We start from the raw sequence: 15159 nt of genomic DNA on the forward strand, positions 1-15159 counted from the left end.
GCTATGGTCTATAAATAAAAAAAGCCTAACAAATTAAATTTGTTAGGCTTTTTTTAGCTTAAGTCGTTAGTTTTATATTTAAAGAAATTTTGTGTATCAACAAACTTATGCTTGAACTAACGCTTTTAACATTTGATAGTCTGGCGACTTTTTATCGTTAACATCACAAATTTTCAACAAGTCATCAATAAAATACATCAACGCTCGTCGTTCTATTTCTTTAATACTTTCTTTAACGACTGGCTGCAGCATGTGGTACATACTGGCTGCACCAAAATCGCCAAAAATAATATTTGATTGCTGATCAAACAAGGTGTTGTGCGCATAAAGGTCACCATGACAAACTTGGTTGTTATGTAGATGTTCAAACACTTGTTGCATTTGCTCTACTATCTTCTTAATGCTTTCAATGGATAAACTAAACTTTGATTCAAAAGTATCACGGGTACAAGTTTGAAAGTCTGGCGGTAATCCCAGGTTTTTGAAGTGAGCTGGTATCAATTCCATAACCAAAGCCAGATAATTACTTTCGTTGACTTGTGCTACGGATTTCACTAGGTTTTTGTGAGCTCCTACTTTTAAACAAGCTTGTAATTCATCTTGAGGATATCCATCGCTGGTCACTTCTCCTTTAAATATTTTTACGGCAATATCGTCTGGAAAAAAATCTGCTTGGTTAACCCTGTCATTCCACTTTGCTTGGTAAATAATGCCCGATGCGCCTTGGCCTAATACCTCTAATAAACGGTAGTCAGTTGAAGCCACTTCGGGTACTGATTTTATATGTAAATCAGTTTCGCAAAAAGGGTTACCTGAAAAAGCCAACCAAGCTAACTTAGGTAGTCTTAATATTTGTATTGGAAAAGCTAATAATTGGTTAGCTGAAATACGTAATAATTCAAGGTTAACCAATTGATCTGTACTTTTAGGTAACCGTTTAAGTTGATTACCTGCCAGTGCTAGTTTTTGTAAGCGTGTTCGTTCACCTAATGTTTCTGGCAAGCTGGTTATTTTATTATCAGTTAAAATTAACCAACGTAGTTTTAGTGGCAATGATTCAGCTGGTACTTCTTGGATTTGGTTTGATTTAAAACCAACCATTTCTAATAATGGACAACCACCTAAAGCGGTTGGTAGTACTTTGAAGCAATTATTAGAAACAAAAATAATTTTAAGGTGAGTCAGTTTTTTTATTTCATCAGGCAAGGTGCTTAATTGATTATTTGATAAATCTAATATCTCTAAGCTATCAGCTAAGGTTAGAATTTCCATTGGAAATTCTGTTAAATTTTCGGATAGTTGTAAGCGCTTAATGCCTGTTAGTTTTCCTGCTTTAAGTTGTGCAATACTATGCAAAATAGAATTCCTAATGATTAAATAAATAGTTGTTTTGATGTTGAGATTGTAACGTGAAGTTATATTTTTACTATAACTAGCCGTTATTTTTTATTTTAAACGGTCGCGAATTTTACCATTATTTTTATTACTATGTTTGCCACTATATTGATGACGCTATTTATTATTGTCTTTTTATAGCGGCCACCTTATTTAATGGTTGTTACATAAATAGACTTTATAGCTTACTAATCGCTAACATAGCGCCGTACATGATAGGTTGATGGATGAGGTAAATCGCTAATGAGTGCCTTCCAAGAAAGGCGAGTGTATTACTGATCATATTTTCTGCTATTTTGATATTAAATAACGACTTGTGCATGACATAAATGCCAATTAATACCGGCGAAATCCATGGGATAAAGCTCACTAAATCAGTCGTTTTTCGAGGAATATCTAAGTGTTCTACTGACCATAGCCAGATAGGTCGCATACTTATCCAATCCAATTGGTAACTTATCAAGCAAGTAACGCCAACCATCAAGGCGGTGGTGGGGAAACGAGCGAATATTACTGATATAGGTAAAGCCACGGCAATAAAGTGAATGATGCCAAAATACACCCAAGCATTCGGGTACATAAATAAGCTGCCGACGGTAAGTAATAAAGCAACGGCAACTAACTTCGTCACTGCTTTACTGAGTTTTACTAAGTTTACGTGTTTCGAATAAACTAAGTAGCTACTCATTCCTACCGCTAATAAAAAGCCAGATACAATAACGGCTCTAAATACACGCCATTCAATATCTTTATTGGTATTGATGTCTAACCAGTCGAAAGCAGCAAGGTTATAGCAAAAGTGAAATATCACCATCAAGACAATCGCCATACCTCGTAATATATCGACTTCATTGACTCTGACATTACGTGTGTTTGATAGATTGCTCACTGGTGACTTCCTTTTATCTTTGAACTATTCTCTAATAGTATTGTGATTACTTCCCACTTTTAAAGTAATCATTTAATTTGTAACAACATAATATAGTAAATAAGCTGCAATCACCCACATCATAATAGCAATAACAAAGTCGATAATTTGTTGGCTTTTAGGTTTAGATAAAATAGGGGCTAATTTTTGACCTAATAAAGAAAGGCCAAAGAACCAAATAAATGAAGCGCTTACCCCGCCGAAGACAAACCAAGGGCGCTCTTCAGCTGTTAAATTAGCGGCAAACCCACCTAATATAACAATCGTATCAATGTACACATGTGGGTTTAAAATTGTAAATGCACAACAAGCTAATACGATAGCTTTGAAGCTTCTACTCTTGTCGTCAGTTTGTAAATTATTGCCGCCTGCAAAGGCACTCTTAAAACATAAAGAACCGTAATAGAACATAAAAATTGCACCGAGTATGCCAATACTCGTTAGTAACCATGGAAAAGTCGTAAATACTTTTGCACCTCCCCATACACCGACAGACATAAAGATGGCATCCGCCAGTGAACAAAATGTCGCAACAAATAAATGATGTTGACGACGTATTCCTTGATTTAATACAAACGCATTCTGCATGCCGATTGGCATAATTAAGGTGGCCATTAATGTTAAACCAGTAAAGTAGGTGCTGAACATAGGTACTCATGATAGGTGATGAAAAAGAGGGGGCTACTATAATTATATTCAAACTGTTAGTGTAGCTAATAAATTTAATGTTTAATTAAAATTTCTAATGTGGAAGGGGATGTTGTTAATGCGAGTAGCTCAATATTGTTAACGTTGCTTTTGACGTTTACTAACGTATTTATTTTAAATCTCTAAGAAAGTAATTTTTAAATTAAGGTAGTGATGGTATGGATTTAAGTAATGTTGATTATAAGCTGTTAAAAGCGTTGGATGCAGTGGTGATGGAGCAAAGTTTCGACCGTGCTGCACAACGTCTTTTTATTACCCAGTCAGCCGTGTCTCAGCGTATCAAGTTACTTGAAAAACACTTTGGTGAGCCGTTACTGATCCGTTCAACGCCACCTCAGGCTTCCCACTTAGGGCGTTTATTACTAGGGCATTATCAACGAGTATTACAATTAGAGATGGAGCTTAACCAACAGTTAGATCTCCAAAGCAATCAAGCCCAAACGTTGCCTTTAGCGGTTAATGCAGATAGCTTAGCGAGTTGGCTAATTACTGCATTAAGCCCGTTACTGCAGACTAAAAACATTCAATTAAATTTATTTGTTCAAGACGAATCCACTACCTGGGAAAGAATGCGTAGTGGAGAAGCATTGGCTTGTTTAAGCAGTAAAGCTAAAGCCATTAGCGGGAGTGATAGCCATTTCTTGGGCTATATGGAATATGTTTGTGTAGCGAGCCCTAACTTTATAGCACGTTTCTTTAAACAAGGCGTGAATAAGCAAACATTACAACATGCGCCTGCAATGTCTTTCGATCAGCATGACGATATGCATTTAGCTTTTTTACGTGAACACTTTGGGTTACAAATGGGCCAATATCCTTGCCATACGATACGTTCATCTGAAGCTTTTATTGATTTAACGTTAGCCAGTGGTGCTTATAGTTTTAATAGCCGCTTCAGTGTCGAAGCTCATTTAAAAAGTGGTCAGCTGGTGGATATTTTGCCAGAACATAAGGTACGTGTTCCTTTGTACTGGCATTGTTGGCAATTAGGTGGAGAGTTAATGCAACAGTTGAGTGAACAAGTGATCGATTACGCTCGACAAGTGCTGAAATAACATCTCAGTTTATTTAATTATACTCAACTCTATTTAATCATACTTAACTGCTTTTCACTTAGGTTCAGGTTAGATTCATTACTTAAATTCAAGACAATATTAATACTAATCTTATATTAAAGCTGAAGTGGATCATGAAGCTCTAATGTCCAAACATCATTACTTTTTGCAAGACAAATGTCAGTTAAGGTGTGCTTGTTTAATTCATCTAAAAACGCCTGCATTGCTTTATTTAAAATCGGTTTAACAAGGCAAACACTTTGTAATCGGCAAGGTGGCTCAGAACAATTAATGGGATCAAGTGTATTTTCCATGATCGCAACAACGTCGCCTAAGTTAATTAAATCAGCTGATTTAGCTAACTTAATGCCACCACTTTTACCTCTAACCGTTTGAATAAATCCCGCTTTTCCTAAATGATGTACTACTTTTGTTAAGTGATTAAATGAGATGCCAAAAAGCGAAGCAATATCCGTCGCTTTAGATAATGACTCTTGCTCAAGCTGTGTATTGAGGTAAATTAAAACACGAATTGCATAATCTGTATGTTTTGTTAATTGCAATCTTTTGACCTTTTCATTGTCTAAATCCTTTCATTCTCATCTGTAAGCTAAGCTTCATGGATAGCGAATCTTCTTCATTTCTATTCGTTTTTATATCGATATTTACTATTATAACGTAAAAATATTTTTGAGCTTTTAATTATGCATTCTATTTGCATGTTTTAAAATAAGTATTTAGTATACAGGTTATGGAATTAAACAAGTATTTAAAATGCAACTTAAAAGGGCGAACTATGTTAACTGACAATGAAATAAAAATTATAAAATCAAGTGCACCTGCGTTAGCTGAATACGGAGAGCAGATTACTGGGCGTTTTTACCAAATATTATTAGAGAAAAATCCTGAACTAAAAAATATTTTTAATATGACAAACCAAAAAAGCGGTAATCAAAAGCAAGCGTTAGCAATGGCGGTTTATGCTTTTTCTAAATACGTTGATAATTTATCTGTTATTTTAGGCGACGTTGAACGTATCGCGCAAAAGCATGCAAGCTTAGGTATTAAACCAGAGCACTATCCATTAGTCGGCGCGGCATTGTTGGAGTCGATTAAAGAAATATTAAATCCAGGTGATGACGTTATTTCAGCTTGGGCAAGTGGTTATGGTGTATTGGCTAATGTATTCATTGAAAGAGAAAAACAACTATACCAAGAGAGTGCAGAAAAAGAGGGTGGATGGTCAGAAACACGTGAATTTACTGTGGTAAAAAAACATCAAGAAACGCCATTAATCACATCATTCTATTTACAGCCTAGCGACCAAGGTAAAGTTTCTGCCTATCAAGCAGGGCAATATATTGCATTACATTTACATCCTGAAGGCGCACCGAATCATCAAATTCGTCAATACAGCTTATCTAGTGCGTTTGATCAAAGCGGCTATCGTATTTCAGTTAAAAAAGAACAGAATGAACAGGGTGATGGTTTAATTTCTAACTATTTACATGAGAAGCTTGAGCAAGGCGGTACAGTACAAGTTTCTAACCCTTATGGTGAGTTCGTATTACAGGAAACACAACGCCCAGTGGTATTGATTAGTGGTGGTGTAGGTATCACGCCAATGCAAGCCATGTTAGAAACATTAACAACTCAGACTCCATCTCGAGAAACACATTTTGTACACGGTACATTGGATGAATTACATCACGCATTTAAAAATAAATTAGCTGAATTAGCGGATGCTGGAAAAGTACAGGCTCATATTTTTTATCAAGATAAAGAGGCGTCATCTCAAGAAGATAAAATCCACCAAGGTATTATCAATATTGATGCTATTAAAGCCGATCTGCCATTAACAGAAGCTGAGTTTTATATCTGTGGTCCATTAGCAATGATGAAAGCGGTATATAAGCAATTGAAAGCGCTGCAGGTTAATGATGACCAAATATTTTATGAAGTATTCGGTCCTTCTAAAACATTAGCTTAAGTCTCTTTGAGGGATATTTTAATATCAAAGTCACTTATTAATTAATTCTGTATGCACGCTTTTGTGTTTAACATGGATTCTTTAACAAAGTGACTCGTTTGAAGGTATGCTTTAAAAGTAGCCTCAAGTGACTGAATTTAATTGGATATAAAAGTGGTGCGAAAAGTTACGCGACCCCTTTAATCTTTTTGAGTTCATGACGTAACGCATTTAATCGTTCAGCATGCATTTCTGGTAAATGAGTGTTATTTAATAAGGCAATACTGCTCTGAAATTGTGTTATTAACTCATCTTTATTAGCAGGTTTTTCTTGTAGCATATGAATAAATACTTGAGCTCGATTTAAGATAGCACCGGAATTCAGCGGTTCTAATATTAATGCTCTTTCAAAACTATCTAATGCTTCTTGGTATCGTTTCGCGGTAAAAAACTCAATGCCAGCTTTATTGTAACCCTTAAAGTTTTCAATACGTTGTGTTAATAGATCTCCCGTGTGTTTTTTAATATTTATGGCTGTTGTCGGGTCAATTATATGTCGTTGTTCAAGTTCTTCTAAAAGTGGTTCAGCCTCATCAAACTCACCGATATCTAATAATGATAATGAGCTTTCTATTAAAAAAGTGGTATCAAAATCTATAACAGCTTGATGTGTGTTCTTTAATGTATTGAAGATACGACGTTTAGCTTTAAGTGGTTCATTGAGCGCTAAATGCACATTAGCCTGATATATTTCATCAAATCCATTAAAATTAAAGTCTTTGTTTTTTCCTTCTTCGAAACGACTTTGGTAAAGTGCTGAAGACACTTTTTTTAATATATGTTTTCGCTCTCCTATATCTTTTTCTTGTTTGGCTAAATTAATAATACTGCGTAAGTAGTTAGCAAGGTGACAAGGATCTGGATAAAAAGAACTGCGACTTAAATGTAAAATAGAATAGTAGCTATTGAGCATGACTGCATACTCTTCCATTTCATTTGCTAATAAAGCTACTTCTTGATGACGCTCAATACTATGATGTGTAGTATTTGCCGCTTGAGTTAATATATTTAGAGCATTATTTAATTGCCCATCACTTTTATATGAGCGGGCTAACCATCGGTAAGCTTCCATTTGCAATGGAGCGTCTTTAATCAAACGCGTTAATACCTCAATTGATTTTTTGTATTCCTTCTGGAGAAAATAGGATCTTCCTAAGCTAATACAAGGGCGTACTAATGGTCTTAATTCAATTAAGGGTTTTAATATTTGATCAGCGCTTTGGAAATTTTCTATTTGAATATAAATTTCAGCAAGTAAATTTTTACATAGATTTCTATATTCAGGTGCTTGGTCAATTTTTTGTTTGCAAAGTGAGATAGCCAATTCGTAATTCTTATCTGAAATGGCTTTGTAAATGGCATGTAACATCACTTTACGATGTGTTGCTGCCGTTAACCGGGTGCTTAATTGTACTGGAGAGAAAGGTTTCATCAAGTAATCATCGGGTGATTTCTCGATTGCCGTTAATACCATTCTTTTATTGCTATCGCCTGTAATAATAAAGCACAGCGCATGGTCTGGTATCTGATTATTTTTCTTTAAGTAATCTAATAACTGCACACCATTTTTACCTGATCCTAGATTGTAATCTAACAGGTAGATATCGAATTTAACCACTTTAGTTATTTTTACTGCTTGGTCTATTGTATCGGCAAACGTGATGTTTTTTGCGCCTTGATTGGTCAACATGGCTTTAAGCATTACATGAAATGCTTTTTGATCATCTACGATTAATATTTTTTTATCATGATAATGAAACATAGTAGGTACCGACCAAGTTAAACAAATTAAGTTAAACAAATTAAGTTAAACAAATTAATTTTATAGATTAAATGATTCGATTCTTATAAACCATCAAAAAAAAGTATGACTCTTACTACCATTAAGTTTATTTAAGAGATCATCTTTTGGAAAGGAGTGCATAAAATAATGATTTAATAATAAAAAGTAAGTTCTGAAAAATATTTTATAAGATTGTAGAGTACTTTTTGATTAAATTTTTTTTAAAATTCACAAAAAAGAAATTTTTAATTATGTCTGTTATCTTTGTAGTGTAAACAATAAATTGAAGTATTAATTGTTGTACTAAAGAAGGTATTTGAAACTTGATGGCCTCAAGCTAATTGAAAATGAAATGGTGGAGGGAGGTGGATTCGAACCACCGAAGCTTTCGCGACAGATTTACAATCTGTTCCCTTTGGCCACTCGGGAACCCCTCCGTTATTTCGATGTGCATAATATCAGAAAATGATCGCTTGTGAAGATTAAAATTGAAAAAACATTAAATAAAATCAGGTTGTTGCCGATAAAGATAATACTTTATTAAACAATAAGCGTGGGAAGTCTCTTTTAGTATGAATATTGAGCAACTTGATCAACAGATAATTATTAACGAATGGCAACTAGGGCAACAGCTAAATACTGCTGTTCATAGTGGCACTCGTGAAAAATTTAATTTGTTATTAAGTTTCTTGTCCGATGATGCTCGAGATTTTGCACAATTTGAAATAAAGTCAGAAATTGATTTAGTTGTAAAAGAAGATAACTTACGTACTTATTTTGAATTGCCAGAAAAACAACCTTTAGTGAATGAAGGGCCATCAGAAAAACTGTTAGCTGAGTTGAATGATGATTTACAGCAAAAAAAATTAACCGATATTCGCTTTAAACAATTAATAACCAATGAAGCATTATTATCAAAGCAACAAGGTGCTAAGTTCCCAGAAGAATTGTTAGATAATTTACCATTACTCAAGAAGCAACGCATGAACGCGGCTTATCAATCAAATTCATTGACTGAAGAACGTGATAATAAAAAGCCAGTAGGGGTAGATGTAAGTTTATTAGATGAATATAAAAATATGGATTTAATGAATCGACCTCTACAAGTTCATTATAAGTAATGTATATTTCTTAATTTTTTACCCTCTTATTTATTGCTCTTTTTCTCATTTCTCAATTTCATATAATGTATTTTTTGAGGCCGCTAAGGTGGACTTTGAACTTCATTTGTAACAAGCTGTCAGACCATCAGATTTAAGAAGTTAGTTGTTGTAAGGTTGTTTTTGTTTCAATATATCAAGGTAGGAAAGAGTTTATGATAAATAAAATGTCTAAAGTAGTGGTTAAAAAAGTCGCGATGGTTGCTGCAGTCGCTTCATTAACGAGTGCTTTATCGGCTTGTGTCGGTAGTAACGCTGTGACAGACAAAGTGATGCAATTTAACTTAGAAGTGGTAGATAACCGATATGCACGTGGTGGCGTTAATATATTATTATTTCCTGTTTATGCATTAACACTTGCTGTTGATGTTGTTGTTTTTAACTCTCTTGAGTTTTGGACTGGGAAAAATCCTTTAAACGGTAGTCCACATATTTTTGATTCTGAAGTGAAAACGCAATATCAAATCAATGATGACTTAGACCCTTCATTAAGAAAAGCACCTTTAAAGCCGTTATCTAATAAATCTGAAAGCAAAGTATCAAATACTGAAAAATCTGTTTATTCTGTGGAAGTTAATCCTGTTAATGAAAATACGATCGATTACGATATTGTTTATACAAACGGCGAAAAAGCGGTATTACGTGGCGAGAAAGTAGGTGAGCTTGTTAATTTCTCATTAAATGGTGAGCATGTCACAACGGCTTCAATTGATGATTTACAAGCTTATATGACACCTGAACAGAAAACAAAATCTTAGTCGAACAGCGACGAGACTAATTAAGAACTACTTATCTTATAAAGAAACAGATAATAAAAAGCCTTAACTATCAAATAGGTAGTTAAGGCTTTTTTGTGTTGGTTTAAAAATAGCTTTTAAAGGTGATTCAAAGGTTATTTAACAGTTATTTCAAAACTATTTAAAAACAACTGTACGGTTAGCGTAAACAAATACTTTGTCGTCTAGCACTTGTTGTAAAGCACGACTTAATACTGATTTTTCAACATCTCTGCCTGCTTTTGCTAATTCTTCAGCACTATAAGCGTGGTCAATATGAGCGACATCTTGTGTAATAATAGGGCCTTCATCTAAATCATTATTAACAAAGTGGGCGGTTGCACCAATGATTTTTACGCCTCGGTCAAAGGCTTGCTGATAAGGTTTTGCACCGATAAAAGCAGGTAAAAATGAATGATGGATATTAATTAATCTATTTGAATAAGCCTCAACGAATTTTGGCGTTAAAATACGCATGTATTTAGCTAAAATAACGTAATCTGGTGTGTAAGGCGCAATGGCTTCTAATACTTTATCTTCATGCTCTTCACGTGTTAAACCTTCATGGCTTACTGTGTGATAAGGTATATTAAATTTAGTGACTAAGTCTTCTAATGTATCGTAATTACCGATAACTGCTGCAATTTCTACATCAATGCCGCCATAAGTGCTCTTCATTAAGATATCACCAAGACAGTGTGCTTCTTTAGTGACTAAAATTACAATACGTTTACGTGTCGTTGAATTAATAAGAGAGCGTGAAGAACCTGTTGGTAAATTTAAATCTAAATCGGCCAATAAAGTGTGATCATTAAAAATACCTTCAATTTCTGTACGCATGAAAAATCGATTGTATTGATGATCAACAAATTCATTATTTTTAACGATGTTTAATTGGTGTTTTTGACAGATATTAGTAATTTGTGCAATTAACCCTTTTGCATCAGGGCAATTTGTTAATAGTGTTTTCTTTTCCATTATTTTCTCTATTGATTCGATTCTACTGTTAAGCACAGCATTTTTTATATTTCTTTCCACTGCCGCAGGGGCAAGTATCATTGCGCTGTATCTTACCTGATTTTTGACCAGGATAAAAAGTCCCATCGCAATAAAGCCATTGATCATGTTCTTTCACAAAGTTAGAAAGCTCATGATGGCAATGAAGTTGATCTTCAAATAAATACCAGGCTTTGAATTCCACAGTACCTTTATCTAATCCATCATTAGAATGAACAATCTCTAAGTTTTTCCAATCTAATGATTTCTCTGAGAGTTGCTCAATAGTTAAATTGTCACGAAAGTTGGGGTGATAAGTAGAAAATAAGTATTCACCTAATTGCAGACAAAAAGCACTGAATCGAGAACGCATTAATTGTTCGCAAGTGTCTGGTTTTTGTTGTAATTGATGAAAAGGCTGACAACATTGTTGGTATGTTTGACCACTTTTACATAAACACTGGTTTGTATTCATTTTCTTTCTTCCATCAAAATCTATAAAAAAAGGGCATAAAAAAAGCGCTCAGAGAGCGCTTTATAATATCAGTTAATAATGATACTTATTTTTGCGCGTAAGCATCGTTATGAATGCCAGCAGCACGACCCGATGGGTCAGCATTGTTTTGGAAACTTGCGTCCCATGCTAATGCTTCAACTGTTGAACAAGCAACAGATTTACCATGTGGTACACATTCTGCTGCACTATCAAGTGGGAAGTGGCCTTCAAAAATACTACGGTAGAAGTAAGCTTCTTTTGTATCCGGTGTATTGATTGGGAATTTGAATTCCGCACTCTCAAGTTGTAGATCGGTTACTTGTGTTTCAATATGCGCTTTTAGCGTATCAATCCAGTTGTAACCAACACCATCAGAGAATTGTTCTTTTTGACGCCATAAAACTTCTGGTAACAATTGACCATCAAATGCTTCGCGTAAGATGTTTTTCTCAATTTTGCCATCTTTGATCATTTTAAGTTCAGGGTTAGTACGCATTGCTACGTCTAAGAACTCTTTGTCTAAGAATGGTACACGTGCTTCGATACCCCAAGCTGCCATTGATTTGTTAGCACGTAAACAGTCAAACATATGTAGTTTGCTTAGTTTACGGTTTAACTCTTCATGGAACTCTTTAGCATTTGGCGCTTTATGGAAGTATAGGTAGCCACCGAATATTTCATCAGCACCTTCACCTGATAGTACCATTTTGATACCCATCGCTTTAATCTTACGTGCCATTAAGTACATTGGGGTAGAGGCACGAATAGTCGTTACATCGTAAGTTTCTAAGTGATAGATAACTTCTTTAAGTGCATCAATACCGTTTTGTACAGTAAAGATAATAGGGTGGTGAACGGTACCTAATTCATCAGCTACTTTTTGTGCAGCTGCTAAGTCTGGTGAACCTTCAAGGCCAACAGAGAATGAATGTAGTTGTGGCCACCAAGCGCCTGTTTCATCGTTATCTTCGATACGTTGCTTAGCAAACTTTTGAGTGATTGCAGAAATAACAGATGAATCTAAACCACCTGATAATAATACACCGTAAGGTACATCACACATTAGTTGGCGTTTTACCGCTGCTTCTAATGCTTCGCCAATTTCAGCAGCACTGCCACCGTTGTCTTTAACTGCATCATATTCCATCCAATCACGGGTGTAATATTTAGTTAATTCGCCAATTTCACTATCTAGGTAATGCCCTGGTGGAAATTCAGATACTTTTGAACAAATAGGGGTTAATGCTTTCATTTCTGAAGCTACATAATAGTTACCAAATTCATCCCAACCTTGATAAAGAGGAATAATACCCATGTGGTCACGACCAATTAAGTATTTGTCTTTTTCTTCGTCATATAGACAGAATGCAAAGATACCGTTTAGGTCATCTAAAAATGTATTACCTTTCTCTTCGTATAAACCAAGGATGATTTCACAGTCAGATTTAGTTTTAAACTGGTAACCACAAGTTAGCTCTTTCGCTAATTCTTTGTGATTATAGATTTCACCATTTACAGCAAGTATGTGTGTATTATTTTGATTGTATAAAGGCTGTGCACCTGTATTCACGTCAACGATAGAAAGACGTTCATGAACAAGGATCGCTTTATCAGAAGAATAAACGCCAGACCAATCTGGGCCGCGATGACGAAGCAGTTTTGACATTTCAATTGCTTGTTGGCGCAATGCGATAGGATCGCTTTTAATGTCGAGCACACCAAAAATAGAACACATAAGGTTACCTTTTTTATTGTAAACGGATAGTAAAGTTATCCGTTACTTCTTGAATTACTTTTAAGCACAAGTTTATTAACTGATGTGCTTCGTGATCAAATTAGATCAACATATTGAGAGATATGATTTTTGCAGAATAAACATCAAAAGTCACACGAAATCAGTACAAATTATTAACAAAAATCACTGCTACCTTGATATTTCTCTTTATAAGTCTCGTTTCTGTGGACTTTTTCCTAAAATAGCTTGGAAATCTGTCCATACATGACGAGCAAAACCTGCACCTGCTTCTTCATACATATTAAATACTAAATTAACGCCTAAGGCATTTAATTCTTGTTCATCGGTTTTATAGTGTGCAAGTGCTGCCACTTTAAAGCTACAGTTTTGAATATTATTTAATTGTTCAGCCGCGTAACGATTACCGTTATGATCTGGCATCGCCAATAGAATAAGTTTAATATTATTAGTGAGCTGTAATTTAGTCCAAAAATCAGAGTCGAGCGCATCACCAGTGATAACTCGTCTTCCTGCTTCTCTGTGTTGTAATGTAGTGAGATGGTTATAATCAATGCCCATTACTTTTTCGCCATAGGTTGTTTTTAACGCATCATAAGCACCAACACCAATTCGTCCCATTCCCATTACTAATATTTGTGCATCACCAACACGTACTGGTCGGTCATCTAAATGTAGTCGTGTTGCTTGATGACGCTTTAATGCAATGCGGTAATGATCATAAATAGCATCGGCATATTTATTTAATAGAGCGGCGATAATAAAGCTTAATGATACTGCAATAGCCGTAATAATTAACCAATCTCTTGATAACCAACCTTTATGAGTAGCGAGAGATGCAACAATTAATCCGAACTCGCTGTAGTTGGCTAAACTAAATGCAGCAAATAAAGACGTACGTGAACGTAATTTAAATTTACTGAGCGTTAGAAAATAAAGCGCTATTTTACCAAAAAGTAATACTGACAAGACAGTCGCAATCATTAAATGGTCGATATTAGGTAAACCACCAAACCCTATATTTAAAAAGAAGCAAACTAGAAATAATTCTTTTAAATTAAATAATGAACGCGCCATCTCTTTTGCACTTGGGTGACCTGCTAACAACATGCCGGCGATTAAAGCGCCTAGGTCGGCTTTCATACCAACACTTTCAAATAAACCGGCGCCAACCACTAATGCTAAAAAGAAACCGTATAAAACTAATAATTCACCATGGCCCGCTTTGTCTAACAATTTATATAACAGTGGTCTAACGAGTGGGAGGGCAACTAAACCAATGGCCCAGATAGACGGTATTTTACCAACAGAAATGGTTAAAAATAACACAGCGAAAATATCTTGCATGATCAGTATTCCGATCGCAATGCGGCCATAAAGGGAGTTTGCTTCGCTTTTTTCTTCTAATATCTTGACCGCAAATACCGTGCTGGAAAAGCTTAATGCAAAAGAGATAAGTACGATACCAAAAACATCTAATCCTGCAAAAAGTGATACGCCAAGCTGCTTTATTACAAATAAAATAGCGGTATAAAAAATAAGACTCGCGATAAGGTGAATACTCGCTCCACCCCATACTTCAGACTTAAACAGCGTGCGAATATCTAACTTTAGACCAATTGAAAAGAGTAATAAAGTTACCCCTAAATTAGCTAAAGTGACGAGGTTATCTGACGATTCAAAACCAATAAAATTAAGTGTAAAACCAGCCAATAAAAAACCAACCATAGGAGGGAGGCCTGTTAAATTAATTAGCATGCCAAATGTAAAAGCAACGCCTATAAAAAGTAATATTGTGCTGTCCATGAATTCACTTATTTAAATAATTAATGTGATTGAGTTTAATGGTTTTTATGTTGGCCATTAATATCTGGGTGCTTTTTAATCCTTCGTATTCTAGCATTTCCAAGAACGAGGTTTTAATCTTTATGCTTGGCTGTATTTATTTTTAAATTAATGTGTCTTATTTAAATGCAATTGATAAGGCTAATGAATCTAAGAAGACAAGCATGTAAATATGAGGAAATTATAAAGAGGTGATTTTATGGGATAGAGGTAATTAGGACAATCACTATATTAA

General features: G+C 34.9%; 13 protein-coding genes and 1 tRNA gene. 4 read left to right on the forward strand and 10 right to left on the reverse strand.

What is annotated here, in order from left to right; translation table 11 throughout:
• Positions 1 to 105: 105 nt before the first annotated feature.
• From V6255_RS09510 to V6255_RS09520, 3 genes are all read right to left on the reverse strand, one after another.
• The gene (locus V6255_RS09510; protein ID WP_341627934.1) at positions 106 to 1356 is read right to left on the reverse strand and encodes a leucine-rich repeat-containing protein kinase family protein; all 1251 of its coding nucleotides are present in this window, start codon (positions 1354 to 1356) and stop codon (positions 106 to 108) included.
• Between the two features lie 217 nt (positions 1357 to 1573).
• Entirely contained in the window at positions 1574 to 2284 is a 711-nt protein-coding gene (locus tag V6255_RS09515; RefSeq protein ID WP_341627935.1) for a heparan-alpha-glucosaminide N-acetyltransferase, read from the reverse strand.
• A gap of 72 nt (positions 2285 to 2356) precedes the next feature.
• Positions 2357 to 2971, reverse strand: coding sequence for a LysE/ArgO family amino acid transporter (locus V6255_RS09520; RefSeq protein WP_341627936.1), 615 nt, complete (start codon positions 2969 to 2971; stop codon positions 2357 to 2359).
• A gap of 218 nt (positions 2972 to 3189) precedes the next feature.
• Between V6255_RS09520 and V6255_RS09525 the strand changes: the two genes are divergently transcribed.
• Entirely contained in the window at positions 3190 to 4086 is an 897-nt protein-coding gene (locus tag V6255_RS09525; RefSeq protein WP_341627937.1) for a LysR family transcriptional regulator ArgP, read from the forward strand.
• Between the two features lie 116 nt (positions 4087 to 4202).
• Here the strand turns inward: V6255_RS09525 and V6255_RS09530 are convergent, their stop codons facing one another.
• Positions 4203 to 4649: an Rrf2 family transcriptional regulator gene (locus V6255_RS09530; RefSeq protein ID WP_341627938.1), complete on the reverse strand. Its 447-nt coding sequence runs from the start codon at positions 4647 to 4649 to the stop codon at positions 4203 to 4205.
• A gap of 233 nt (positions 4650 to 4882) precedes the next feature.
• Between V6255_RS09530 and hmpA the strand changes: the two genes are divergently transcribed.
• Positions 4883 to 6076 carry an NO-inducible flavohemoprotein gene (gene hmpA, locus V6255_RS09535; protein ID WP_341627939.1) on the forward strand — a complete coding sequence of 398 codons (1194 nt, stop codon included), beginning with the start codon at positions 4883 to 4885 and terminating at the stop codon, positions 6074 to 6076.
• Positions 6077 to 6242: 166 nt separating this feature from the next.
• On the opposite strand, the gene V6255_RS09540 is transcribed toward hmpA, so the two are convergent.
• Positions 6243 to 7877 carry a response regulator gene (locus V6255_RS09540; protein WP_341627940.1) on the reverse strand — a complete coding sequence of 545 codons (1635 nt, stop codon included), beginning with the start codon at positions 7875 to 7877 and terminating at the stop codon, positions 6243 to 6245.
• Between the two features lie 374 nt (positions 7878 to 8251).
• Positions 8252 to 8335: transfer RNA gene (locus V6255_RS09545), tRNA-Tyr, on the reverse strand.
• Between the two features lie 135 nt (positions 8336 to 8470).
• Here V6255_RS09545 and V6255_RS09550 point away from each other — a divergent pair.
• Together V6255_RS09550 and V6255_RS09555 are read left to right on the forward strand one after the other, a co-directional pair.
• Entirely contained in the window at positions 8471 to 9019 is a 549-nt protein-coding gene (locus tag V6255_RS09550) for a VC2046/SO_2500 family protein (RefSeq protein ID WP_341627941.1), read from the forward strand.
• Between the two features lie 194 nt (positions 9020 to 9213).
• The gene (locus V6255_RS09555; RefSeq protein ID WP_341627942.1) at positions 9214 to 9816 is read left to right on the forward strand and encodes a DUF3332 family protein; all 603 of its coding nucleotides are present in this window, start codon (positions 9214 to 9216) and stop codon (positions 9814 to 9816) included.
• Positions 9817 to 9972: 156 nt separating this feature from the next.
• Here the strand turns inward: V6255_RS09555 and purU are convergent, their stop codons facing one another.
• From purU to V6255_RS09575, 4 genes are all read right to left on the reverse strand, one after another.
• Positions 9973 to 10812, reverse strand: coding sequence for a formyltetrahydrofolate deformylase (gene purU / locus V6255_RS09560; RefSeq protein WP_341627943.1), 840 nt, complete (start codon positions 10810 to 10812; stop codon positions 9973 to 9975).
• A 28-nt stretch (positions 10813 to 10840) separates the two neighbouring features.
• The gene (locus tag V6255_RS09565) at positions 10841 to 11305 is read right to left on the reverse strand and encodes a YchJ family protein (RefSeq protein WP_341627944.1); all 465 of its coding nucleotides are present in this window, start codon (positions 11303 to 11305) and stop codon (positions 10841 to 10843) included.
• An 85-nt stretch (positions 11306 to 11390) separates the two neighbouring features.
• A complete protein-coding gene (asnB, locus tag V6255_RS09570; RefSeq protein WP_160060955.1) occupies positions 11391 to 13061 on the reverse strand; it encodes an asparagine synthase B in 1671 nt (556 codons plus the stop codon).
• Positions 13062 to 13268: 207 nt separating this feature from the next.
• Positions 13269 to 14885: a cation:proton antiporter gene (locus V6255_RS09575; RefSeq protein WP_341627945.1), complete on the reverse strand. Its 1617-nt coding sequence runs from the start codon at positions 14883 to 14885 to the stop codon at positions 13269 to 13271.
• Positions 14886 to 15159 lie beyond the last annotated feature (274 nt).

This window comes from Psychromonas arctica (assembly GCF_038155225.1).
GTDB classification, from domain to species: domain Bacteria; phylum Pseudomonadota; class Gammaproteobacteria; order Enterobacterales; family Psychromonadaceae; genus Psychromonas; species Psychromonas arctica_B.

Coding starts and splice junctions, on each gene's coding strand:
- V6255_RS09565 (WP_341627944.1), bottom strand. CDS start 11,305: ATGAATACAAACCAGTGTTTATGTAAAAGTGGTCAAACATACCAACAA.
- asnB (WP_160060955.1), bottom strand. CDS start 13,061: ATGTGTTCTATTTTTGGTGTGCTCGACATTAAAAGCGATCCTATCGCA.
- V6255_RS09540 (WP_341627940.1), bottom strand. CDS start 7,877: ATGTTTCATTATCATGATAAAAAAATATTAATCGTAGATGATCAAAAA.
- purU (WP_341627943.1), bottom strand. CDS start 10,812: ATGGAAAAGAAAACACTATTAACAAATTGCCCTGATGCAAAAGGGTTA.
- V6255_RS09575 (WP_341627945.1), bottom strand. CDS start 14,885: ATGGACAGCACAATATTACTTTTTATAGGCGTTGCTTTTACATTTGGC.
- hmpA (WP_341627939.1), top strand. CDS start 4,883: ATGTTAACTGACAATGAAATAAAAATTATAAAATCAAGTGCACCTGCG.
- V6255_RS09525 (WP_341627937.1), top strand. CDS start 3,190: ATGGATTTAAGTAATGTTGATTATAAGCTGTTAAAAGCGTTGGATGCA.
- V6255_RS09555 (WP_341627942.1), top strand. CDS start 9,214: ATGATAAATAAAATGTCTAAAGTAGTGGTTAAAAAAGTCGCGATGGTT.
- V6255_RS09550 (WP_341627941.1), top strand. CDS start 8,471: ATGAATATTGAGCAACTTGATCAACAGATAATTATTAACGAATGGCAA.
- V6255_RS09520 (WP_341627936.1), bottom strand. CDS start 2,971: ATGTTCAGCACCTACTTTACTGGTTTAACATTAATGGCCACCTTAATT.